The sequence below is a fragment of the Streptomyces sp. NBC_01384 genome (genome assembly GCF_045040035.1).
Taxonomy (GTDB): domain Bacteria; phylum Actinomycetota; class Actinomycetes; order Streptomycetales; family Streptomycetaceae; genus Streptomyces.
In genome coordinates, this window is record NZ_CP109559.1 from 5,063,073 (window position 1) to 5,085,307 (window position 22,235).

Annotated in this window: 19 protein-coding genes and 4 tRNA genes; 11 read left to right on the forward strand and 12 right to left on the reverse strand. The window is 68.8% G+C overall.

Features of this window, described 5'->3' with window-relative positions; genetic code table 11:
- Nucleotides 1-102 precede the first annotated feature (102 nt).
- A complete protein-coding gene (locus OG747_RS23295) occupies nucleotides 103-420 on the reverse strand; it encodes an Lsr2 family protein (RefSeq protein ID WP_405881268.1) in 318 nt (105 codons plus the stop codon).
- 361 nt (nucleotides 421-781) lie between these two features.
- Between OG747_RS23295 and purS the strand changes: the two genes are divergently transcribed.
- Genes purS through purL form a run of 3 tightly spaced genes read left to right on the forward strand, consistent with a single transcriptional unit; the run spans nucleotide 782 to nucleotide 3,995 of the window.
- Entirely contained in the window at nucleotides 782-1,045 is a 264-nt protein-coding gene (gene purS / locus OG747_RS23300) for a phosphoribosylformylglycinamidine synthase subunit PurS (protein WP_005482678.1), read from the forward strand.
- Entirely contained in the window at nucleotides 1,042-1,722 is a 681-nt protein-coding gene (purQ, locus tag OG747_RS23305) for a phosphoribosylformylglycinamidine synthase subunit PurQ (RefSeq protein WP_405881270.1), read from the forward strand. The genes purS and purQ overlap by 4 nt, the downstream gene beginning before the upstream one ends.
- Nucleotides 1,719-3,995, forward strand: a complete 2,277-nt coding sequence (purL, locus tag OG747_RS23310; protein ID WP_405881271.1) for a phosphoribosylformylglycinamidine synthase subunit PurL — start codon at nucleotides 1,719-1,721, stop codon at nucleotides 3,993-3,995. Before purQ ends, purL begins: the two co-directional genes overlap by 4 nt.
- A 97-nt stretch (nucleotides 3,996-4,092) precedes the next feature.
- Here purL and OG747_RS23315 read toward each other — a convergent pair whose 3' ends face one another.
- Nucleotides 4,093-4,677 (reverse strand): Uma2 family endonuclease, encoded by a 585-nt coding sequence (locus OG747_RS23315; RefSeq protein WP_405885639.1) that lies wholly within the window; start codon nucleotides 4,675-4,677, stop codon nucleotides 4,093-4,095.
- 114 nt (nucleotides 4,678-4,791) lie between these two features.
- Between OG747_RS23315 and OG747_RS23320 the strand changes: the two genes are divergently transcribed.
- From OG747_RS23320 to purM, 5 genes are all read left to right on the forward strand, one after another.
- Entirely contained in the window at nucleotides 4,792-4,962 is a 171-nt protein-coding gene (locus OG747_RS23320) for a DUF397 domain-containing protein (RefSeq protein WP_405881272.1), read from the forward strand.
- Between the two features lie 105 nt (nucleotides 4,963-5,067).
- Nucleotides 5,068-5,865, forward strand: coding sequence for a sterol carrier family protein (locus OG747_RS23325; protein WP_405881273.1), 798 nt, complete (start codon nucleotides 5,068-5,070; stop codon nucleotides 5,863-5,865).
- A gap of 57 nt (nucleotides 5,866-5,922) precedes the next feature.
- Nucleotides 5,923-6,714, forward strand: a complete 792-nt coding sequence (locus tag OG747_RS23330; protein ID WP_405881274.1) for an META domain-containing protein — start codon at nucleotides 5,923-5,925, stop codon at nucleotides 6,712-6,714.
- A 61-nt stretch (nucleotides 6,715-6,775) separates the two neighbouring features.
- Nucleotides 6,776-8,302: an amidophosphoribosyltransferase gene (gene purF, locus OG747_RS23335; RefSeq protein WP_405881275.1), complete on the forward strand. Its 1,527-nt coding sequence runs from the start codon at nucleotides 6,776-6,778 to the stop codon at nucleotides 8,300-8,302.
- A gap of 43 nt (nucleotides 8,303-8,345) precedes the next feature.
- Nucleotides 8,346-9,443, forward strand: a complete 1,098-nt coding sequence (gene purM / locus OG747_RS23340; protein ID WP_405881276.1) for a phosphoribosylformylglycinamidine cyclo-ligase — start codon at nucleotides 8,346-8,348, stop codon at nucleotides 9,441-9,443.
- A 156-nt stretch (nucleotides 9,444-9,599) separates the two neighbouring features.
- On the opposite strand, the gene OG747_RS23345 is transcribed toward purM, so the two are convergent.
- Nucleotides 9,600-9,854 carry a DUF3073 domain-containing protein gene (locus OG747_RS23345; RefSeq protein ID WP_405881277.1) on the reverse strand — a complete coding sequence of 85 codons (255 nt, stop codon included), beginning with the start codon at nucleotides 9,852-9,854 and terminating at the stop codon, nucleotides 9,600-9,602.
- A 320-nt stretch (nucleotides 9,855-10,174) separates the two neighbouring features.
- Nucleotides 10,175-11,272 carry a Leu/Phe/Val dehydrogenase gene (locus OG747_RS23350; RefSeq protein WP_405881278.1) on the reverse strand — a complete coding sequence of 366 codons (1,098 nt, stop codon included), beginning with the start codon at nucleotides 11,270-11,272 and terminating at the stop codon, nucleotides 10,175-10,177.
- Between the two features lie 245 nt (nucleotides 11,273-11,517).
- Here OG747_RS23350 and OG747_RS23355 point away from each other — a divergent pair, with 245 nt between their 5' ends.
- Both OG747_RS23355 and bldC read left to right on the forward strand, forming a co-directional pair.
- The gene (locus tag OG747_RS23355) at nucleotides 11,518-12,366 is read left to right on the forward strand and encodes a hypothetical protein (protein WP_405881279.1); all 849 of its coding nucleotides are present in this window, start codon (nucleotides 11,518-11,520) and stop codon (nucleotides 12,364-12,366) included.
- 579 nt (nucleotides 12,367-12,945) lie between these two features.
- Nucleotides 12,946-13,152, forward strand: coding sequence for a developmental transcriptional regulator BldC (gene bldC / locus OG747_RS23360; RefSeq protein WP_003949541.1), 207 nt, complete (start codon nucleotides 12,946-12,948; stop codon nucleotides 13,150-13,152).
- 421 nt (nucleotides 13,153-13,573) lie between these two features.
- Here bldC and OG747_RS23365 read toward each other — a convergent pair whose 3' ends face one another.
- The 8 genes from OG747_RS23365 to OG747_RS23400 form a co-directional block, all read right to left on the reverse strand.
- On the reverse strand, nucleotides 13,574-13,780 hold the full coding sequence (locus tag OG747_RS23365) for a DUF6274 family protein (RefSeq protein ID WP_405881280.1): 207 nt from the start codon (nucleotides 13,778-13,780) through the stop codon (nucleotides 13,574-13,576).
- 328 nt (nucleotides 13,781-14,108) lie between these two features.
- Nucleotides 14,109-14,183, reverse strand: a tRNA-Asp gene (locus OG747_RS23370).
- 94 nt (nucleotides 14,184-14,277) lie between these two features.
- Nucleotides 14,278-18,309 (reverse strand): ATP-dependent RNA helicase HrpA, encoded by a 4,032-nt coding sequence (gene hrpA, locus OG747_RS23375; protein ID WP_405881281.1) that lies wholly within the window; start codon nucleotides 18,307-18,309, stop codon nucleotides 14,278-14,280.
- Nucleotides 18,310-18,776: 467 nt separating this feature from the next.
- Nucleotides 18,777-19,139 (reverse strand): hypothetical protein, encoded by a 363-nt coding sequence (locus OG747_RS23380; RefSeq protein ID WP_405881282.1) that lies wholly within the window; start codon nucleotides 19,137-19,139, stop codon nucleotides 18,777-18,779.
- A 137-nt stretch (nucleotides 19,140-19,276) separates the two neighbouring features.
- Nucleotides 19,277-19,353 (reverse strand) — tRNA-Phe (locus OG747_RS23385).
- Nucleotides 19,354-19,377: 24 nt separating this feature from the next.
- Nucleotides 19,378-19,452: transfer RNA gene (locus OG747_RS23390), tRNA-Asp, on the reverse strand.
- 47 nt (nucleotides 19,453-19,499) lie between these two features.
- Nucleotides 19,500-19,572: transfer RNA gene (locus tag OG747_RS23395), tRNA-Glu, on the reverse strand.
- A 202-nt stretch (nucleotides 19,573-19,774) separates the two neighbouring features.
- Nucleotides 19,775-21,343 carry a metallophosphoesterase gene (locus OG747_RS23400; protein ID WP_405881283.1) on the reverse strand — a complete coding sequence of 523 codons (1,569 nt, stop codon included), beginning with the start codon at nucleotides 21,341-21,343 and terminating at the stop codon, nucleotides 19,775-19,777.
- Between the two features lie 95 nt (nucleotides 21,344-21,438).
- Here OG747_RS23400 and OG747_RS23405 point away from each other — a divergent pair, with 95 nt between their 5' ends.
- Complete coding sequence (locus tag OG747_RS23405) at nucleotides 21,439-21,789, forward strand: metallopeptidase family protein (RefSeq protein ID WP_405881284.1); 351 nt, start codon at nucleotides 21,439-21,441, stop codon at nucleotides 21,787-21,789.
- The last annotated feature ends 446 nt before the right edge of the window (nucleotides 21,790-22,235 follow it).

The window sequence follows — 22,235 nt, forward strand, 5'->3', positions numbered from 1 at the left end:
CGTGCTCCAGACTCTAGCTGATCAGCGGGGGGTCAGCGCAAGTCGGTTGTTCCCAAGGCCCGATGGCGGGTCCTCGCGGGTGACCCGCGAGGACCCGCGGGCTCACTGCGCCTCGGCGAACGCCTCGTAGACCTTCTTGGGGATGCGCCCGCGCGGCGGCACGTCCAGCTTGTTGGAGCGGGCCCAGGCGCGGACGGCGGCCGGGTCGGGGGTCAACGCGGTGTGCGTGTAGGCCTTCCCGGACTTCGACTGCTTGCGGCCGGCCTCGACGTAGGGTTCGAGGACCTTACGCAGTTTCTTGGCATTGGCTGGATTGAGGTCGATCTCGTACGACTTGCCGTCGAGTCCGAAGGCGATCGTTTCCGCCGCTTCCGAGCCGTCGATGTCGTCAAAGAGAGTGACCACGACACGCTGCGCCACGAATATCGGTCCCTTCGTGCGGCACCTCTGCGATCACACCCCATGACGTGCGCGGACGTCACGGAGTTGTCGGGGAGATGCCGACTGTCCGGCTGTTATTGGGCAAAGTATCGGCTATTGCCAATTCCTTTGTACAGTGCCGAGCATTGCATTGTGAAGCCCGACTAAAACCTTCCGCGTGTCCGAAGGTAATGGGGTCCGGCCGCTCTTCTGCGATTTTTCCCAGGATTTTCCGTGCAGGCCCCTGCGTCGATGCGGGATCGTGATCGGGCTCACGTAGGATTCTACGAATCTACGCGAGTAGAAATTTTGTGCGGGTAGTCTGAAGCGACCTGCTCAGCACCACACACCGGGAGTGCCAGTGGCACGCGTCGTAGTCGACGTCATGCTCAAGCCGGAGATCCTCGACCCCCAGGGCCAGGCGGTGCAGCGTGCACTGCCGCGCCTCGGTTTCGAAGGTGTCTCCGACGTACGTCAGGGAAAGCGATTCGAACTGGAAGTGGACGGACCGGTGGACGACGCCGCGCTCGCCCGCATCCATGAACTGGCGGAATCCTTCCTCGCCAACACCGTGATCGAGGACTTCACCGTCAAGGTCGAGGAAGTCGCGGAGGCAGGAAAGTGACCGCTCGTATTGGAGTCGTCACCTTTCCGGGCAGCCTCGACGACCGGGACACGCAGCGTGCGATCAAGCTCGCCGGTGCCGAACCCGTCGCTCTCTGGCACAAGGACAAGGACCTCAAGCAGGTCGACGCCGTGGTGCTGCCCGGTGGTTTCTCGTACGGCGACTATCTCCGGGCCGGTGCCATCTCGCGCTTCTCGCCGGTGATGGAGACCGTGATCGAGCAGGCGAAGTCCGGAATGCCCGTCCTCGGCATCTGTAACGGCTTCCAGGTCCTCACCGAGGCGCACCTCCTCCCCGGCGCGATGCTCGGCAACAACCACCTCCACTTCATCTGCCGCGACCAGAAGCTGCGGGTGGAGAACGCGGAGACCTCCTGGACGACCGACTACGCGTCCGGCCAGGAGATCCACATCCCGCTGAAGAACATGGACGGGCGGTACGTCGCCGACGAGCGCACCCTGGACATGCTGGAGGCGGAGGGCCGGGTCGCCTTCCGTTACATGGACTTCAACCCCAATGGCTCCCTCCGGGACATCGCGGGCATCACCAACGAGGCCGGGAACGTCGTCGGTCTCATGCCGCACCCCGAGCACGCCGTGGAGCCCCTCGTCGGCACCGGCCGCACCGACGGCCTCCCCTTCTTCACCTCGATCCTCAAGAAGCTGGTCACCGCATGAGCCGCACGCCTCTGGACACGGTCGAGAACGCGGCCGCGACCCCCGACGTCGAGCTGCCCTGGGCCGAACTGGGACTGAAGAAGGACGAGTACGAGCGGGTCGTCGAGATCCTCGGCCGCCGCCCGACCGGCGCCGAGCTCGCCATGTACTCCGTCATGTGGTCCGAGCACTGCTCGTACAAGTCCTCGAAGGTCCACCTCCGCCAGTTCGGCGAGAAGGCCCCGCAGTCCGACGCCCTCCTCGTCGGCATCGGCGAGAACGCCGGTGTCGTCGATGTCGGCCAGGGCTACGCCGTCACCTTCAAGGTCGAGTCGCACAACCACCCGTCGTACGTCGAGCCCTATCAGGGCGCGGCCACCGGCGTCGGCGGCATCGTGCGCGACATCATCGCGATGGGTGCCCGCCCGGTCGCCGTCGTCGACCCGCTGCGCTTCGGCGCCGCCGACCACCCCGACACCAAGCGCGTCCTGCCGGGCGTCGTCGCGGGCATCGGCGGCTACGGCAACTGCCTGGGCCTGCCCAACATCGGCGGCGAGGTCGTCTTCGACGCCTGCTACCAGGGCAACCCCCTCGTCAACGCCGGTGCCATCGGCGTCATGCGCCACGAGGACATCCACCTTGCGAAGGCGTCCGGCACCGGTAACAAGGTCGTCCTGTACGGCGCCCGCACGGGCGGCGACGGCATCGGCGGCGCCTCGATCCTCGCCTCCGAGACCTTCGACGACGCCAAGCCGTCGAAGCGTCCCGCCGTCCAGGTCGGTGACCCCTTCCAGGAGAAACTCCTCATCGAGTGCACCCTGGAGGCCTTCGCCGAGAAGCTGGTCGTCGGTATCCAGGACCTCGGCGCGGCCGGTCTGTCCTGCGCCACGTCCGAGCTGGCCTCCAACGGCTCCGGCGGCATGCGCGTGACGCTGGACGACGTCCCGCTGCGCGACTCGACGCTCTCGCCCGAGGAAATCCTCATGAGCGAGTCGCAGGAACGCATGTGCGCGGTCGTCGAGCCGGAGAAGGTCGCCCGGTTCCTGGAGATCTGCGACAAGTGGGACGTCATCGCCACCGTCATCGGTGAGGTCACCGACGGCGACCGCCTGGAGATCTACTGGCACGGCGGCAAGATCGTCGACGTCGACCCGCGGACCGTGGCGCACGAGGGCCCGGTCTACGAGCGCCCGTACGCCCGCCCGTCCTGGCAGGACGAGCTCCAGGCCGACGACGCGAACAAGCTCCCGCGGCCCCTGACCTCGGACGAGCTGAAGGACCAGGTCCTGAAGCTGGTGTCGTCCCCCAACCAGGCCTCCAAGTCCTGGATCACCTCCCAGTACGACCACTTCGTGCAGGGCAACACGGTGCTGGCGCAGCCCGAGGACTCGGGCATGATCCGCATCGACGAGGAGACCGGGCTCGGCGTGGCCATCGCCACGGACGGCAACGGCCGGTACGCCAAGCTCGACCCGTACACGGGCGCGCAGCTCGCCCTTGCCGAGGCCTACCGCAATGTCGCGACGACCGGCGCCAAGCCGCTCGCCGTCTCCGACTGCCTGAACTTCGGCTCGCCCGAGGACCCGGCCGTCATGTGGCAGTTCGCCGAGGCCATCCGCGGTCTGGCCGACGCCTGCCAGCAGCTGGGCACCCCGGTGACCGGCGGCAACGTCTCGCTCTACAACCAGACGGGCGAGGCCGCCATCCACCCGACCCCGGTCGTGGCCGTGCTGGGTGTCATCGACGATGTCGCCCGCCGCACGCCGGTCGCCTTCCAGGAAGAGGGCCAGCTGCTCTACCTGCTCGGTGACACCCGCGAGGAGTTCGGCGGTTCGGCCTGGTCGCAGGTCGTCCACGACCACCTCGGCGGTCTGCCCCCGAAGGTCGACCTGGAGCGCGAGCGGCTGCTCGGCGAGATCCTCATCTCCGCCTCCCGCGACGGCATGATCGACTCGGCGCACGATCTGTCCGACGGCGGTCTGATCCAGGCCGTGGTCGAGTCGGCGCTGCTCGGCGGCAAGGGCGCGCGGCTGGTCGTACCCGACGGTCTCGACGCCTTCACCTTCCTGTTCTCGGAGTCGGCGGGCCGCGCGGTCGTCGCCGTCCCGCGCTCGGAGGAGCTCCGCTTCAACGACATGTGCGGTGCGCGGGGTCTGCCCGTCACCCGTATCGGTGTCGTGGACGGGACCGAGTCCGATTCAACCGCGGTGGTCGAGGTCCAGGGCGAGTTCGCGCTCTCCCTGGCCGAGCTGCGCGAGGCGCATGAGGGGACGATCCCGGCGTTGCTGGCGTAGCCGAGCAGCCCGTGCGGCTTGTACAGGCTGTACGGGCTGTACGGCTTGTACGGCGAAGCCCCCGCCCGGATTCGGATCCGGGCGGGGGCTCCTCGGTTCATCGGACGTAGTTTTTGAGGATCTCCGTGTCGAGCTCGATGCCGATCGGGTCGGGGACGGACACCGTCTCGCCGAACTTCGCCGTGTGAAGGGTGCGGTAGCCCCCGACCTTCCGGTCCGGGGCGCTGTGCACGGTGATGGTGCAGGAGTCCCGGTCGATCAGGAGGTACACCGGGATTCCGACCTGGCCGTAGGCGGCCGGCTTCTCGTGCCGGTCCCGTCGGTCGGTGTCGGAATCGTATGAGGTGACCTCGACGACCATGAGCGTTCCGTCCGGGTCGGCCCATTCGCCCGCACCCGCGAAGTGGGCTTCGGGCGTGAGCACCGCGTCCGCTTTCGCCCTGCCCTCTCGATACGCCTCCACCCGGAGCCCTCGGCCCTGATACAGGTCCAGGTCGGGCCTGGTCCGCATACAGCGCCGGGCCAGCCAGGCCACGATGGTCTTGTGGTCTCCGTCGGTCACCGCCTTGACCCCGATCCGTCCGTTGATGAACTCCAACGTGACGGTCTCGGGAGCGGCGGAGGCGATCGTTTCGAACTCCTCCACCGACATCTGAGACGTGTGCGCGGCCATAACCGTGATGTTGCACCCCCTTCCAGGCACGGGCCAGTGTTGTCCACGTCCGGCGGCGCCGGGTGGCTTTCGCCGCCGTTCACGCTCACGGGTGACTGCCCTCGCTCACCTGGTGGAACAGCGATGAGCATCTACCATGGCGCCCGCGCACTTGCGCCGGCCGCAGCCTGGTTCAAGTCCTCGTACAGCAGTGAAGCAGGGGGCAACTGCGTCGAGATAGCCATCCTCCTCCCCACCCCCCTGGAGGTCTTCTCCTCCTTCGTCGACCACGTACGGCGAAGCCCCCGCCCGTAGGTGGCTGGTGGGATGTGACACTTCAGCGCCGGGTGTCACATTTCCGTGCCTGGCCACCGCCCGGGGGCCTGAACGGCTACGCCGTCAAGGAATAGGCTCCCAGCCATGCCCCCGGTCAAGAAGCGCACACGGACGTACGACCCCGCCAGGACTCGCGCCGCGGTTCTCGCACAATTCGGGTACATACGGGAGGCCGTCCGCGCCCTCACGCCCGAGCGGCTCGCGCTGCCCACCCGGCTCGGCGACTGGACGGTGCGGGAACTGGTCGCGCACGTCGGCACGACTCTCGCGGCCGTCGCCCGGCTCCTCGACACGCCAGAGCCTGTGAAGCAGGACGCCACGGTCCTCGACTGGCCGTTCGCGACCTCCGCCAACTCCGGGGCCATCGCGGACACCGCCCACCGACTGGCCGAGGACCACCCCGACCTGGTGGCCTTCCTGGCCGATGTAGAGCGGGACTTCACAGCCCACCTCGACGCCCACCCCGGCACCCGGCTGCTCGCCACCAGCGCGGGCGCGATGCCGCTGGCCGACTGCGTCGTCACCCGTACCGTCGAACTCGTCGTCCACACCGACGACCTGAACGCGGCTGTCCCCGGGCTCGACATCCCCTTCGACCGCCAGGCCCTCGCCGCCTGCACCCGGCTGCTCGCCGACGCCCTCGCCGTGAAGGCGCCCGGCGCGTCGACGGAGGTGCGGATCCCGCCGTACGCCGTCGTGCAGTGCGTGGAGGGCCCCCGGCACACCCGGGGCACGCCGCCGAACGTCGTGGAGACCGACCCGCTGACCTGGATCCGGCTGGCGACGGGACGCACGGAGTGGAAGAGCGCGCTGGACGAGGCGAAGGTCAGTGCGAGCGGGGAGCGGGCGGACCTGGGCGGGCTGCTGCCCCTGATGGGCTGAGACGGCGGAGGATGGGCTGAGGGGAACCGGCCACCCCACCCCTCCCGTCACACCGCCATGGACAAGCAGCGACTGACCCTCAGCGTCCTGACCCTGCTTCCGCTCGCCGTGGCCTGCGGCACCGAGACGGCGGGCAGCGGTTCCGCGGGAACGGGATCGTCGCCGGTCACCGGCGTCCACTGGAGTGTCGACACCCTCACCACGCAGGGCCGGACCCGGCAGGCGCCGGACAGCGCGTACCTGCGGATCGGCGAAGACGGTCGCGTCAGCGGCAACCTCGGCTGCAACGGATTCGGAACGACCGCCACTCTCAAGGGTGAACGCATCGACTTCGGGGAGATCGAGGCGACTGACATGGGCTGCCAGAAGGACCCCATGACCTTCGAGGAGACCCTGAGCCGCGCCTACGCCGACGACACGTTCACCAGCGAGGTCAAGGGCGACAAGCTGACGCTCACCACCGACGGCGGCGACCGCGTCAGCCTCACCAAGGAGCCGGACGCGCCCCTGTACGGCACGAAGTGGACGGTCACGTCCCTCGGGGACGGTGGCGTGGCCCAGTCGCTTCCCGAGGGAGCCGACGCCCACTTCACCCTCGACAAGGCGAACGGCACCCTTTCCGGTCGCCTCGGCTGCAACCACGTCACCGCCGAGGCCACCATCCGCGACGGACGCATCACCCTCGGCACCGCCAAGACCACCCGGATGATGTGCGACGGCTCACTCATGGACACGGAGAGGACCCTGTTGGGCCTCTTCGACAGCACGGTCGTATACGAGTTGAATCACCGAGCCATCGCGCTGACCAGCACAAACGGAAAGACCGTACAAGCCGTCGCCGACGAGTGATCCGTCAAAGGTCCGTATCCCCAATTCGGACCAGTGGTCGATCTCGCCTACACTCGGTGGCGTGCCACGTGGTGACGGTCGACTCAATCATGATCTGCTCCCCGGTGAGAAAGGCCCCCAGGACGCTTGCGGCGTCTTCGGTGTCTGGGCTCCGGGCGAAGAGGTCGCCAAGCTCACTTACTTCGGGCTCTACGCCCTCCAGCATCGGGGCCAGGAATCCGCGGGTATCGCGGTCAGTAACGGCTCCCAGATCCTCGTCTTCAAGGACATGGGCCTCGTGTCCCAGGTCTTCGACGAAACCTCGCTCGGTTCGCTCCAGGGTCACATCGCGGTCGGTCACGCCCGCTACTCGACCACCGGTGCCTCCGTGTGGGAGAACGCCCAGCCGACGTTCCGTGCCACCGCGCACGGCTCCATCGCGCTCGGCCACAACGGCAACCTGGTCAACACGGCGCAGCTCGCCGAGATGGTCGCCGACCTCCCCAAGCAGGAAGGCCGCACCACGCGCGTGGCGGCCACCAACGACACCGACCTCCTCACCGCGCTCCTCGCGGCCCAGGTCGACGACGACGGCAAGCCGCTGACCATCGAAGAGGCCTCTGCAAAGATCCTCCCGCAGGTCATGGGCGCGTTCAGCCTCGTCTTCATGGACGAGCACACCCTCTACGCGGCCCGCGACCCGCAGGGCATCCGCCCGCTGGTCCTCGGCCGCCTGGAGCGCGGCTGGGTCGTCGCCTCCGAGTCCGCCGCCCTCGACATCTGCGGCGCGGCCTACGTCCGCGAGATCGAGCCGGGCGAGTTCGTCGCCATCGACGAGAACGGCCTGCGTACGTCCCGATTCGCGGAAGCGAAGCCCAAGGGATGCATCTTCGAGTACGTGTACCTGGCCCGCCCGGACACGGACATCGCCGGCCGGAACGTGTATCTCTCGCGTGTCGAGATGGGCCGCAAGCTCGCCAAGGAAGCCCCTGTGGAGGCCGATCTGGTGATAGCGACCCCGGAGTCCGGGACCCCCGCCGCGATCGGTTACGCGGAGGCCAGTGGCATCCCGTTCGGTGCCGGCCTGGTCAAGAACGCGTACGTCGGCCGGACTTTCATCCAGCCCTCGCAGACCATCCGCCAGCTGGGTATCCGCTTGAAGCTGAATCCCCTGAAGGAAGTCATCAAGGGCAAGCGCCTGGTCGTCGTCGACGACTCGATCGTGCGCGGCAACACCCAGCGGGCCCTGGTCCGGATGCTCCGTGAGGCGGGCGCGGCGGAGGTCCACATCCGGATCTCCTCTCCCCCCGTGAAGTGGCCCTGCTTCTTCGGCATCGACTTCGCGACCCGCGCCGAGCTGATCGCCAACGGCATGACCATCGAGGAGATCGGCACCTCGCTCGGCGCCGACTCCCTCTCGTACATCTCCATCGACGGCATGATCGAGGCGACCACCATCGCCAAGCCGAACCTGTGCCGCGCCTGCTTCGACGGCGAGTACCCGATGGAGCTCCCGGACCCCGAGCTGCTCGGCAAGCAGCTCCTGGAGACCGAGCTGGCCGCGGGTCCCGCAGCCACGGCCGCGGCTGACGCCATCCGTCGCCCGTAAGGGCCGCAGAGCCCCGTATCACCAACCCGAAAGATCCCAGGCAATGTCTGCTGTATCTGATCAGTCGACTGCGTCGACGGGCACATCCGGTGCTTCCTACGCGGCTGCCGGCGTCGACATCGAAGCGGGCGACCGCGCCGTGGAGCTGATGAAGGAGTGGGTGAAGAAGACGCAGCGCCCCGAGGTCCTCGGCGGCCTCGGCGGCTTCGCCGGCCTCTTCGACGCCTCCGCCCTCAAGCGCTACGAGCGCCCGCTGCTCGCCTCCGCCACGGACGGCGTGGGCACCAAGGTCGACCTCGCCCGGCAGCTCGGCGTGTACGACACCATCGGCCACGACCTGGTCGCGATGGTCATGGACGACATCGTGGTGTGCGGCGCCGAGCCGCTCTTCATGACCGACTACATCTGCGTCGGCAAGGTCCACCCGGAGCGCGTGGCGGCCATCGTGAAGGGCATCGCCGAGGGCTGTGTGCTCGCGGGCTGCGCCCTGGTGGGCGGCGAGACGGCCGAGCACCCGGGCCTGCTCGGTCCGGACGACTTCGACGTCGCGGGCGCCGGTACGGGCGTGGTGGAGGCCGACCGGCTGCTCGGCGCGGATCGTATCCGCAAGGGTGACGCGGTGATCGCCATGGCGGCCTCCGGTCTTCACTCGAACGGGTACTCCCTCGTCCGCCACGTCCTCTTCGACCGGGCGAACCTGAGCCTCGACCAGCAGGTCGAGGAGTTCGGCCGCACACTCGGCGAGGAGCTCCTGGAGCCCACCAAGATCTACTCGCTGGACTGCCTGGCGCTGACCAGGACCACCGAGGTGCACGCCTTCAGCCACATCACCGGCGGCGGGCTCGCGGCCAACCTGGCCCGCGTCATCCCGGACGGCCTGCACGCGATCGTCGACCGCGAGACCTGGACTCCGGCCCCGGTCTTCAACCTCGTCGGCAAGGCGGGCGACGTCGAGCGCCTGGAGCTGGAGAAGACGCTGAACATGGGCGTGGGCATGATCGCGATCGTCCCCGAGGAATCGGCGGACGTGGCGCTGGCCGCCCTCGCGGACCGTGGCGTGGACGCCTGGATCGCCGGTGAGATCACCGAGCGCGGCGAGCACGCGACGGGTGCCGCCCTGATCGGCGACTACGCCCGGTAGGAAGCCCGCCGGGGTCGCGCAGTCAGCACGAAACCCGGTCCGGCGCTGATGCCCCGGACCGGGTGAAGTGCAGTTGCTACGAGAAATCCGCCAACAGAGATCTGCTCATCGCTACTGCTACGAGAGATCGCGGAAACCGCGAGGGACGCTGGTGCGTCAAGCGCCGCGACGTTGAGGCTGCGGACCGGACTGATCGTCCTCGTCCTCATCGTCGTCGTTATAGAGATCCGCGTACTGGGCGTACGGGTCGTCTTCCTCGTCGTCGTCCTCGAACGGCTCGCCATTCGGCGGCTGGTTCGAAGTCGAAGCGCCCAGCTCATTGGCCAGACGCGAGAGGTCAGTCCCGCCGCTGCTGTACTTCAGCTGGCGGGCGACCTTCGTCTGCTTGGCCTTTGCCCGGCCGCGCCCCATGGCTCGACCCCCTCGGATACGGGGCTCGGTGGCCCCAGAGTCTTGACACGCGTTCATGATCTGGAACGGGCTCTCATGGAGAGACCGGTCCGTAGGGCTTCCACGGTACCTGAGCCCGCGCCCATACGGTACGTCGCCCGCAGGACGCGCCTTCGCCCAGAACCCGCGAGGTGCCCTGTCCTCGCTGGTCAACCGCGATTTTAACCTCTTCTTGGCGTGCGACCCGCCGACAGGAGTGAGAGTTCTCTCTAAGTGTCCCCTCGGCGGGTCCCTGACAAGCGTCGCGACACGTACGGAAATCGCCGGAACGGCAGGTTCCGCTATCGCCCGCGGCGCGCCTCCGCCATCCGCTGCTCGGCGATCCGGTCGGCCGCGGCGGCCGGCGGAATCCCGTCCTCCTTCGCACGTGCGAATATGGCCAGCGTGGTGTCGAAGATCTTCGCGGCCTTCGCCCTGCACCGGTCGAAGTCGAAACCGTGCAGTTCGTCGGCGACCTGGATGACACCGCCGGCGTTCACGACGTAGTCGGGCGCGTACAGGATCCCGCGGTCCGCGAGGTCCTTCTCGACGCCCGGGTGCGCGAGCTGGTTGTTGGCGGCCCCGCACACGATCTTCGCGGTGAGCACCGGCACGGAGTCGTCGTTCAGGGCCCCGCCGAGCGCGCACGGGGCGTAGATCTCCAGGCCCTCGGTACGGATCAGCGCCTCGGTGTCCGCGACCGCCGTGACGCCGGTCGGGTGCTTGTCCAGAATCCGCTGTACGGAATCGGCCCGTACGTCCGTGATCACGACCTCGGCGCCGTCCTCGCGCAGGTGGTCCACCAGGTGGTGGCCCACCTTGCCGACGCCCGCGATGCCGACCCTGCGGCCGCGCAGCGTCGGGTCGCCCCACAGGTGCTGGGCGCTCGCCCGCATGCCCTGGAAGACCCCGAAGGCGGTCAGGACCGAGGAGTCGCCCGCGCCGCCGTTCTCCGGCGAGCGGCCCGTCGTCCAGCGGCACTCGCGCGCCACGACGTCCATGTCGGCCACGTACGTACCGACGTCGCACGCGGTGACGTACCGGCCGCCGAGCGAGGCCACGAACCGGCCGTAGGCCAGGAGCAGCGCCTCGCTCTTGATCTGCTCGGGGTCCCCGATGATCACGGCCTTGCCACCGCCGTGGTCGAGACCGGCCATGGCGTTCTTGTACGACATCCCGCGCGAGAGGTTCAGCGCGTCGGCGACGGCCTCCGCCTCGCTCGCGTACGGGTAGAACCGCGTACCGCCGAGCGCGGGGCCCAGGGCGGTGGAGTGGATGGCGATGACGGCCTTGAGGCCGCTGGCCCGATCCTGACAGAGCACGACTTGCTCATGACCCCCCTGGTCCGAGTGGAACAGGGTGTGCAGTACATCAGCAGGCGCGCCGGTTACGTCGGTCACGGTGGTGACTCCCAGGTAAGTAGCGGCGGTTGAAGACGGTGCCCGTGCGGATGGCGGGCTCCGTGGGCATGAGGGTAGAGCCTGCGCCCGGTCACCAACTGCGCGGTGTTCGGGATCACCTCCGCACGGAGTACGTTTCCGCACGGCCGTGGGACGATTTGCAGTGTTTTCCCGGTCGCTCGCGTGCCGGTTGAGCGGGATTCCCGCCCGGGTTTCGTGTCCGGTCCTTTGGGGAGGGAGCAGGGGTGCCCAAGGTGTCCTCGGTGATCGTCCCGTACGCGTCCTATCTGCGCGTGTACGAACCGCTGGCCGCCTTCCCCGAGCCGGAGCGCGGCCACTGGGCGCGCTACGCACGGCGCGCCGAGCGCCCCTCGTACCAGGACGAACTGCGACGCTCCCTGGTCGATCTGCTGCCGACCCCGCCGATCCCCGTGCCGGTGCACGAGAGCGGCGAGGCGTTCGTGCTGAGCGTCGACGGGGTGCTCTGCGTCTGCCCCTGGCGCACCCGGCTGCGCGGCTGGCAGGCCCTGGGCGAGCTGGCCGAGGAACTGCCCGGTCCGGTCCTGGACGCCGTCCTGCCGCCACTCGTACGCCGCCAGGCCGCCCTGGACTACGAGCGCTGGCTGGCCCGCAACCCCGACGCCCGCCCCTGGATCCGCTCGTCCACCTGGCAGGTGCCGCTGAACTGGTTCGTGCTGGTCTCCGACGAGGAGCGGCAGTACGAGAAGGGCGCGGGGGGCGACGAGGCCGCGCCGGTGCTGCGCTACCGGACGCCGATGGTCCAGGCACGGCGGCGCACCGCGCGGGCCCTGAAGACGCTCAAGGACACCCTGGACGAGGGGCCGCTGATCGACGGCCTGGTGGACGTGGGGCGATGGCTGGAGGAATTCCATCCGCGCTCGCTGGTCGAGCTGGACTACGGCGGGCTCGTGCACGCCCTGCCGGCCGGGCACCTGGAGGATGACCACTCGGCCGCGGACGTCGCCGAGGGCATCGCGGCGCTGCGCAGCGGGGACGGGGCGGCGGCGGGCGAGGCGTACGGGCGACTCGTGGAGCGGTGGCGGTCGGTGCGGGACCGACGGTCGGCGAACTGACGGGACGCGGGAGACTCCTGGGTCACCTGAGGCGTGTGATCTGGATCTCACCCGTTGGCGTCGAACTCGCGTATGGTCCTCGCACGCTGAAGGACCCTCACCGCGGGAGAAGAACCCGCACTGCGGGACGTAGGTCCCGATCCGGTCTTTTGTGTCGACGGTGTGCCAAGCGTGACGGATGGCACTTTCCTGGCTCTTGCATCGCTTGCCCCTCCTCGTGCCAAAATAGGACAAGGAGTCCGGTGACGGCTCCATCCGCCCATGTATGGGCGGAATCTCAGCATTGCACGCTATGGGGGGTCTGATGACTCCTGATCACCCCTGTGACTGATCGTCACAGGGGTGTGACTGTCCGCTATGGCATGGTCCATCGGCTTCCGTCGCTGATGAACACCTGGGAGGGCAATTCCATCGGTTTGGCCGACGCGGCTGGACGGATGGTGTAGTTGTAGTGCCGAGGACAAGCCGTTCGTCCTATAACCGACTCGACCCGCGTCCGCCATTTCGGGCAACGCGGGTCAAGGTGCAGAATTTAGAGGAAAGAACCGAGAAGGTTCGGTTCTCCCGAGGAGGCCGCTCATGACCGCTCGCACCCCTGATGCCGAGCCGCTGCTGACCCCGGCTGAGGTCGCCACCATGTTCCGTGTCGACCCCAAGACGGTCACGCGGTGGGCGAAGGCCGGCAAGCTTACGTCCATCCGCACGCTCGGCGGGCACCGCCGCTACCGCGAGGCTGAGGTCCGCGCGCTACTCGCGGGTATCCCGCAGCAGCGCAGCGAGGCCTGAACAATCGCATAACCGGGCAATTCGGTAGGTCCCCCAACCCGCCGAGACGCCCGAACCACAGCTCCAAGCGACGCGGGTCCTGCCCCAACAGGGCTCACGCCCAACCCAGTTACACAGCGACAAGGGTGCGTCGTCGATCGCGCTGGACTCCGCCGGGTCCAGCGCGATTTTTTTGTGCCCTGCTCGGGTGCCGAGGGGGTGCCGAGGGGGTGCGGACATGGGCTGTGCGGTGGGTCTGTGGGTGGCCTTGTCGGAGTCTGGGGAGGGGTGTCGGATCTCCTGTGGGAGTCCTCGGCGAGTGGTGCAATTGCACATATTAAATTGACCAGTTGTAGGTGGGGTGTAAGTTCCGCTGTTCTGAAAACTTATGCGGTGACACCCGTCACATGCCGGAGTCCTTGTTGCTCATAGTGACTCTGCGCTAGAGGAGTTGGGACGGATGTGCCTCGGAGGGAGTTTCGTCCTCGGGCGCCGTCTCGTCCTCCTCGCCGTACGGAGTGGGCTCCATGGCCAGTCTCAGGAGCTGGTGGCAGATCGGGCAGTGCCGCGTCAGATGGCGATACCCGGAGGCGGCCGACAGATGGGCGCGGAGCAGAGCGCGCGTCTCGTGCCGAGTGGACGCCGCCATGGACCACCTCCAGGAGGTCGAGTGCTCTGGCTTCCGGGGTACCCGTGGAATGTGACGCCGTCAAGGTGCGGGGGGCTCCGCCGGTGGCGCCGGGGGCGGGGTCCGGCGGTGGGCGGGAGGGGCCGTGGAGCGCTCGGGGGGCGGGGTGTGGCGTTGACCTACCGCCGGGGCGCGAAAGGGCGTGTACGGGCGCGTGAGGGGGCGTGAGGGGGCGTACGGGCGCGCCGAGTTCGTATGTGCGCGGATGTGTGCGGATGTACGTGCGGCGCGCGCGGAGCGTGTACGCACGAGAGCCCGGGTCCGAAGACCCGGGCTCTCGTATGCGATGCGGTCCTGACGGGATTTGAACCCGCGGCCTCCACCTTGACAGGGTGGCGAGCACTCCAAACTGCTCCACAGGACCAGGTTTCGCAGCTACTGTTCGTGCGCTGTGCTGCGAAAAGAAACTGTACAGGAGGGTGAGCCCGGGGTCGAACTCACCCACCGTGCAGGCGCCGTTACGGCACCGCCGCGTCGATCGCCTTCACGATGCGCTTGTCGGAGACGGGGTACGCCGTGCCGAGCGCGTGGGCGAAATAGCTGACGCGGAGCTCCTCGATCATCCAGCGGATGTCCAGGACCTGCTGCGGGACCGGCCGGCCCTGCGGCATCTGCTCCAGAAGCCACGCGTACTCGTCCTGCATCTCGTGGACCTTCTCCATGCGGGTGGTGTCCCGCTGGACGCCGGTCGGCATCTGCTGCAGACGCCGGTCGGCGGCGATCAGGTAGCGCATCAGGTCCGGGAGCCGGCGCAGCCCGGTCGCCGTGACGAAGCCGGGCTTCACCAAGGCGTTCAGCTGCGTCCGTACGTCCGTGCGGTTGGCCAGGAGGGTGGGGCTGCCGGTGGCCTTCAGGCGGCGCTCACAGGCCTGCCAGGCGGCGAGGACCTGCTGCACCTGACCCACCGTCCGGACCGTCGTGTCGACGATCTCGGCACGCACCTTGTCGTACAGCTTCCGGTACGACTCCTCGTCCCACGCCGGGCCCCCGAAGTCGCCGATCAGCTTGTCCGCCGCCGCCGTCGCGCAGTCGTCGAAGAGGGCCTGGACGGAGCCGTGCGGGTTGGCGGACAGGGCGAGCTTCTGGGCGTTCGTGAGCTTGTCCGAGGCGAACTTCGCCGGGTTCACCGGGATGTTGCGCAGGATCAGCCGCCGGGTGCCCTTCCACATGGCCTGGGCCTGCTCGGCCTCCGTGTCGAAAAGACGTACGGAGACGGTGTTCGCCGTCGGTCCGTCGTCGACGAGGGCCGGGTACGCCTTCACCGGCTGGCCGGCCCGGCGCGTCTCGAAGACGCGGGTCAGCGTGCCGATCGTCCAGTCCGTCAGGCCCGTGCGCTCCAGGGACTCGCCGCCCTCGCGTTCCGCCGTCGCCGCCGCGGCCTGCGAGATCGCCTTGCGGGCCTTCGGCTTCAGCTGGAGCTTGAGCGCCTCCAGATCCTTGTCCTCGGCGAGGTTGTGGCGCCGCTCGTCGACGATCCGGAAGGTGATCTTCAGGTGGTCGGGGACCCGCGACCAGTCGAAGTCCTCGGCCGCGACCGGGACGCCGACCATGCGCTTGAGCTCGCGGGCGAGCGTCGTCGGCAGCGGCTCCTGGAGAGGCACGGCCTGGTCCAGGAACCTCTGCGCGAAGTTGGGGGCGGGGACGTAGTGGCGGCGGATGGGCTTGGGGAGGGAGCGGATGAGTTCGGTGACGACCTCTTCCCGCAGACCCGGGATCTGCCAGTCGAAGCCGTCGTCCGTCACCTGGTTCAGCACCTGGAGCGGGACGTGGACCGTCACGCCGTCGGCGTCCGCTCCCGGCTCGAACTGGTACGTCACCCGGAACTTGAGGCGACCCTGGCGCCACGAGTCGGGGTAGTCGTCCTTGGTGACGGCCCCCGCCTTCTCGTTGATGAGCATCGAACGCTCGAAGTCGAGGAGCTCGGGCTCGTCGTGGCGCTTGTGCTTCCACCAGGAGTCGAAGTGCGCGCCGGACACGACATGGGCGGGCACCCGCTGGTCGTAGAAGTCGAAGAGCGTCTCGTCGTCGACCAGGATGTCCCGCCGGCGGGCGCGGTGCTCCAGCTCCTCGACCTCGGTGAGGAGCTTGCGGTTGTCCGCGAAGAACTTGTGGTGCGTGCGCCAGTCGCCCTCCACGAGGGCGTTGCGGATGAACAGCTCGCGGGACGTCTCCGGGTCGATGCGGCCGTAGTTGACCTTGCGCTGGGCGACGATCGGGACGCCGTAGAGGGTGACCTTCTCGTACGCCATCACGGCCGCCTGGTCCTTCTCCCAGTGCGGTTCGCTGTATGTGCGCTTGAGGAGGTGCTCGGCCAGGGGCTCGACCCACTCGGGCTCGATCCTGGCGTTGACGCGGGCCCAGAGGCGGGAGGTCTCCACCAGCTCGGCGGACATCACGAAGCGCGGGGGCTTCTTGAAGAGCGCCGAGCCCGGGAAGATCGCGAATTTGGCGTTGCGGGCGCCCAGGTACTCGTTCTTCCCCGTGCTCCGCCCGCTCTCCCCTCCGGTTTCCTTCACGTCCTTCATGCCGACGTGGGAGAGCAGGCCGGCGAGGAGGGAGACGTGGACGCTCTGGTCCGCCGCGTCGTCCTCGTTGAGATGGATGCCCATCTGCTTGGCGACCGTGCGCAGCTGGCTGTAGATGTCCTGCCATTCGCGGATGCGCAGGAAGTTCAGGTACTCCTGCTTGCACATACGGCGGAAGGCCGACGAGCCTCGTTCCTTCTGTTGTTCGCGGACGTAACGCCAGAGGTTGAGGAAGGCGAGGAAGTCGCTCGTCTCGTCCTTGAAGCGGGCGTGCTGCTGGTCCGCCTGGGTCTGCTTGTCGGCGGGGCGCTCGCGGGGGTCCTGGATGGAGAGCGCGGCGGCGATCACCATGACCTCGCGGGCGCAGCCGTTCTTGTCGGCCTCCAGGACCATCCGGGCCAGGCGGGGGTCCACCGGGAGCTGGGCGAGCTTGCGGCCCGTGTCCGTGAGGCGCTTGCGTTCGTCCTTTGAAGAGGAGGGGGGCCGCGAAGCGGCTCGTTGAGGGGCGGTGGCCGGGTGACGGGCGGGCGGTTCCAGCGCGCCCAGTTCCTGGAGGAGCTGGACGCCGTCGCGGATGTTGCGGTGGTCCGGCGGGTCGATGAAGGGGAACTTCTCGATGTCGCCCAGGCCGGCCGCGGTCATCTGGAGTATGACCGAGGCGAGGTTCGTACGGAGGATCTCCGCGTCCGTGAACTCCGGACGGGTGGTGAAGTCGTCCTCGGAGTACAGACGGATGCAGATGCCGTCCGACGTACGGCCGCAGCGGCCCTTGCGCTGGTTGGCGCTGGCCTGCGAGACCGGCTCGATGGGGAGACGCTGCACCTTGGTGCGGTGGCTGTATCTGGAGATACGGGCGGTGCCCGGGTCGATGACGTACTTGATACCCGGCACGGTGAGCGAGGTCTCGGCGACGTTGGTCGCCAGAACGATCCTGCGGCCGGTGTGAGGCTGGAAGACGCGGTGCTGCTCCGCGTGGGAGAGGCGGGCGTAGAGGGGGAGGATCTCGGTGAAGCGGTACTGCTTCTTGGTGAGCGCGTCCGCCGTGTCGCGGATCTCGCGCTCGCCGGAGAGGAAGACGAGGATGTCGCCCTTGCCCTCCGCCTGGAGCTCCTCCACGGCGTCCGTGATCGCGGTGATCTGGTCGCGGTCGGCGTCGTCGGAGTCTTCCTCGAGGAGGGGGCGGTAACGCACCTCCACCGGGTAGGTGCGGCCGCTGACCTCGATGATCGGCGCATCGCCGAAGTGGCGCGAGAAGCGCTCCGGGTCGATCGTCGCCGAGGTGATGACGATCTTCAGGTCCGGGCGCTTGGGGAGCAGCTGGGCCAGGTAGCCCAGCAGGAAGTCGATGTTGAGGGACCGCTCGTGGGCCTCGTCGATGATGATCGTGTCGTACGCGCGCAGCTCGCGGTCCGTCTGGATCTCGGCGAGCAGGATGCCGTCCGTCATGAGCTTGACGAAGGTGCCGTCCGGGTTCACCTGGTCGGTGAAGCGGACCTTCCAGCCGACGGCCTCGCCCAGGGGGGTGTCCAGCTCCTCCGCCACGCGCTCGGCGACCGTGCGGGCGGCGATGCGGCGGGGCTGGGTGTGGCCGATCATGCCGCGGACGCCGCGGCCCAGTTCGAGACAGATCTTGGGGATCTGGGTGGTCTTACCGGAACCTGTCTCACCTGCGACGATGACCACTTGGTGGTCGCGGATCGCGTCGGCGATGTCGGCCTTCTTCTGGCTGACCGGGAGCTGCTCGGGGTATGTGACGGCGGGCACGCGGGTGCGGCGCTCGGCCATACGGGCCTCGGCCTTGGTGACCTCCGCGTCGATCTCGGCGAGCACGGCGGCGCGGGCTTCGGGCTTGCGGATCCGGCGTGCGCCCTCAAGCCTGCGGCCGAGCCGGTGCGCTTCGCGCAGGGACAGCTCGGCCAGGCGGGGGGCGAGGTCGCCGAGGACGGGGGCAGGATGCGTAGACATACGCCGTCCAGGATCTCATCTCGCCGAAATTACTGGCGAGTGCTTTATCCCGAGCCCCGTGGGGTGCCTGGCGCCGGGTGCGCTGTCCGTCGGTGCGGGTGCGCTGTCCGCCGGTGGTGGGGTGCTGTCTGCCGGTGCGGGTGCGCTGTCCGCCGGTGGTGGGGTGCTGTCTGCCGGTGCGGGTGCGCTGTCCGCCGGTGGTGGGGTGCTGTCTGCCGGTGCGGGTGCGCTGTCCGCCGGGTGGTGGGGTGCTGTCTGCCGGTGCGGGTGCGCTGTCCGCCGGGTGGTGGTGCGCTGTCCGCCGGGTGGTGGGGCGGGGCCGCGCCGGTACGTCGAGCCCGTCGCCGCTGGATCAGACGTGGGCCGGGCAAGGGAGCCGCTGCTCGATCCGGGCGTAAGCGACGGGCTTGCGACGTACCGGCACGGCCCCTCGCGTCGCATGGCGGCTGCGGGTGATCGGGGGTGCGTTAGGGGGTGCGGGGGGCCGGAGGTGTGGGGGCCGGAGGTGTGGGGGTCGGCGTTTCGGGCGGTGGTGTTGGTGTCTCGGGGGGTGTGGGGGTGCGGCGGGGGGCGCCCTGGGCCATTGCCTGGGCGGTGTTGGAGACGGCCTTGATGCCGAGGTAGGCCGTGGTCATGGTGCTGACCGCGGTGAAGGCGGCGGTCAGCACGCCGATGATCACCGACTTGTCGCCGCCCAGGCGCCATACGCCGACGATCGCGACGGCGACGATCGCGAAGTTGCTCAGGACGACCGCCGTCAGCCCGTACAGGGCCCGGTAGCGCTCCAGGTCGAGATCCCGTATCGGCTTCGCCCTGTCCTTGCCCAGCATCACTGGTCCCCCTTGCCTCACACGTGACGTCGGTCAGCCAGAACGTAGTGTCCTGCCCGGGGCATGCCAAGCTCGACTCGCCGGGGCATCGAGGGGTACGACGAAGGCCCCGTCCGTAAGGGACGGGGCCTTCATTGTGGTGGCTGGGGCCGGGGTCGAACCGGCGACCTATCGCTTTTCAGGCGATCGCTCGTACCAACTGAGCTACCCAGCCACGAGGTCTCTTGCGAAACCTCAGCGGTCCTGACGGGATTTGAACCCGCGGCCTCCACCTTGACAGGGTGGCGAGCACTCCAAACTGCTCCACAGGACCAAGCTGTTGCGTGCGACGCGTAAAACAGTGTCGCACACGGTATTGCGTGCCCCCAACGGGATTCGAACCCGTGCTACCGCCTTGAAAGGGCGGCGTCCTAGGCCGCTAGACGATGAGGGCGAACAGCCAGTACCGCTCTGCTTCGTCTTCGCGTTCCCGAGGGGACGTGAGAAGCATGTGACTCCGCTTTCCCCCGAGGGGTTCCGCTTCTCCTTCGCTTCGACAGAAGCTCGGGACGGTCAAGCCCTGACCGGCGCCCTTGGGCACGAACAGACTGTACTACGTGGCCTGGACGCGGGCCAAACCAGATAGGAAGGGTGGCTCAGGGCTGGTTCTCCTTGGGGAGGTGGCGGCTCACCTCGGCCGTTGTCAGGCCCAGGCCGCCGAGTTTGATCTCGTCCCAGGCCTGGAGGCGGCGGGTGTCGCGGTCGATGTAGAGGATCGATGCCTCGATGGGGTCGGGGTACTTGCCCTCGACCGCGCGCAGGCCGCTGCCGCCCGTCGAGCCCTCGACGCGCAGGCGGGTTCCGTACTTCATGACCTCCATCTGCTCGTGGTGGAGGTGGCCGGCCAGGACGAGGGGGACCTCGCCGTCCGTGAGGCGGGCCGCCGACGGCTCGTGGGCGATGGCGATGTCGACGGGGGTGCCCGCGGTGCGCTGGTCGCGCAGGGCCGAGGCGAGGCGGGCGCCGGCCAGTTCCTCCGCCGCGTTGCCGCCCGGCGCGACCGAGCGGTCGGGGGTGAACTGGGGGTCGCCCATGCCGGCGAAGCGCAGGCCCGCGACCGTGACCGCGCGGCCGTCGTCCAGGACGTGCACGTTCTTCATGCGTTCCAGGTAGCGCTGCGTGACGTGGCTGTCGTGGTTGCCGCGGACCCAGATGTACGGCGCGCCCAGGTCCGGGATGGGGTCCAGGAAGCCGTTCTCGGCCGAGGTGCCGTGGTCCATGGTGTCGCCGGAGTCGACGATCGCATTGATCTTGTACTGCTTCACCAGCGAGGCGACGATCTTCCAGCTCGCCGGGTTGAGGTGGATGTCGGAGACGTGCAGGACCCGGATCGTGGTCGGGTCCGGCTCGTACGTCGGGAGTGTGGAGGTGACGTCGTACAGCTTCGTCACGTTCGTCACGAGGCGCGCCAACTCCTTCTGGTAGACGTCGAATTCGCTGACGATGTTGCGGGCGTTGCCGACGAGGGAGGGGGCGGAGGAGAGCAGGCCGGAGAATTTTGGTTCCAGGACCGAATTCGGGTTCCAGGTGGCGAAGGCCGTCGCGCCCGAGGCGGTGAGGAGGGCGAGGGCCAGGCCGCCGGCGGCCAGGGCGCGGCGCGGGCGGCGGTAGACCGCGAGGCCGAGGGCCGTGGCGCCCGACACGACCGCGACGCAGGACCGTACGGCCAGGTCGAGCGTGCCGTGCTCGACATCGTGCGCGACCTCGTCCTGCAGGCCCGAGAGCCGCTCGGGGTGGTCGACCAGGGCCTGCGCGCGGACCGGGTCGAGCTGGTCGACGTTCACGTCGAGGCGGACGGGGGCGACGTGGCTGTTCAGCTCCAGGGCGCCGAGCGGGGAGACGTTGATCTTGGTGCCGCCGCTGACCGAGGGACGCAGGGTCATCGTGGTGTTCATGGGGCCGACCGGGACACGCACGTTGCCCACGATCAGCAGGCCCAGCCAGGCACCGAGGAGGACGACCGCCATCAGGCCGAGCGCCCGGGCGTACGGGTTCGGCTCCTGGACGAGTTCCCCGGTGACGGGGCGGAAGCGGGGAGGGCGGCGGGAGCTGAGGGCGCGGCGGAGGCGCGGGGTGTGGCGGGAGCGGAGGGAGCGGCGTTTGCGGGTCAGGGCGGTGGTGACGGCGGATATGACGGTGGTGACGGCAGCGGGGACGCGGGCCATTGGTCCCGTATGCCCAAGTGCGGTGGTGGGTATGCGGGGGCGTACGGGGTTGTCGTCGACTCTCCTGCGAGGCGGTCGTACCGGACAATGGCCCTGTGCTGGAGATGACGCGCGAGGAGTTCGAGGAACTGGTCGCCGAGGCGCTGGACCGGATTCCGCCGGAGCTGACGCGGCTGATGGACAACGTGGCGGTGTTCGTCGAGGACGAGCCCGACCCGTCCGATCCCGAGCTGCTCGGGCTCTACGAAGGGATTCCGCTGACCGATCGCGGGGAGTGGTACGCGGGGGTGCTGCCGGACCGGATCACGATCTACCGGGGGCCGACCCTGCGGATGTGCGAGACGCGGGAGGACGTGGTCGCGGAGTCCGAGGTGACCGTGGTGCACGAGATCGCTCATCACTTCGGGATCGACGACGATCGGTTGCATGCGCTCGGGTACGGGTGAGGTGATCGGCAGGGGGCAGGGGGCAGGAGACCTGGTGCGGGATGTGTGTTCTCCGCGCGTGTCTTCTTGTGGGCGGCGGGAGTTGGACAGGGGGGACTCACCGACCCGCCCCCTCGGAGGTGGCTGCCCGTGCGCGCCTTGTACGTATCTGTCCGTCTGGCCGCCACGGTCATCGCCGTCGCGGCCGCCGCCGGCTGTATGAGCGTGAGTGACGACGGAGGCAGGCCCGGGCCCTCGCACTCGGCGGGGCGGCGAGCGGGTGAGGCGCCGCACGGGGAGTCCGCGGTGGGCGGGGGTGGTTTCTGGTTCCACGGGAGGACGGGGGTGAGGGGGGGTGCCTCCGTCAAGCCCGGTGAGTCGGCGTCCGGGACGGCGTCTCCGTCCGCGTCGGGGTCCGGGGATGCGAAGCCTTCCGGCGGGGCGACGGGGAAGGGCGACGGGAAGGG

Coding starts and splice junctions, on each gene's coding strand:
- OG747_RS23400 (WP_405881283.1), bottom strand. CDS start 21,343: ATGGCCCGCGTCCCCGCTGCCGTCACCACCGTCATATCCGCCGTCACC.
- purL (WP_405881271.1), top strand. CDS start 1,719: ATGAGCCGCACGCCTCTGGACACGGTCGAGAACGCGGCCGCGACCCCC.
- OG747_RS23345 (WP_405881277.1), bottom strand. CDS start 9,854: ATGGGGCGCGGCCGGGCAAAGGCCAAGCAGACGAAGGTCGCCCGCCAG.
- OG747_RS23320 (WP_405881272.1), top strand. CDS start 4,792: ATGAGCATCTACCATGGCGCCCGCGCACTTGCGCCGGCCGCAGCCTGG.
- OG747_RS23330 (WP_405881274.1), top strand. CDS start 5,923: ATGGACAAGCAGCGACTGACCCTCAGCGTCCTGACCCTGCTTCCGCTC.
- hrpA (WP_405881281.1), bottom strand. CDS start 18,309: ATGTCTACGCATCCTGCCCCCGTCCTCGGCGACCTCGCCCCCCGCCTG.
- bldC (WP_003949541.1), top strand. CDS start 12,946: ATGACCGCTCGCACCCCTGATGCCGAGCCGCTGCTGACCCCGGCTGAG.
- OG747_RS23325 (WP_405881273.1), top strand. CDS start 5,068: ATGCCCCCGGTCAAGAAGCGCACACGGACGTACGACCCCGCCAGGACT.
- OG747_RS23380 (WP_405881282.1), bottom strand. CDS start 19,139: ATGCTGGGCAAGGACAGGGCGAAGCCGATACGGGATCTCGACCTGGAG.
- purM (WP_405881276.1), top strand. CDS start 8,346: ATGTCTGCTGTATCTGATCAGTCGACTGCGTCGACGGGCACATCCGGT.
- OG747_RS23365 (WP_405881280.1), bottom strand. CDS start 13,780: ATGGCGGCGTCCACTCGGCACGAGACGCGCGCTCTGCTCCGCGCCCAT.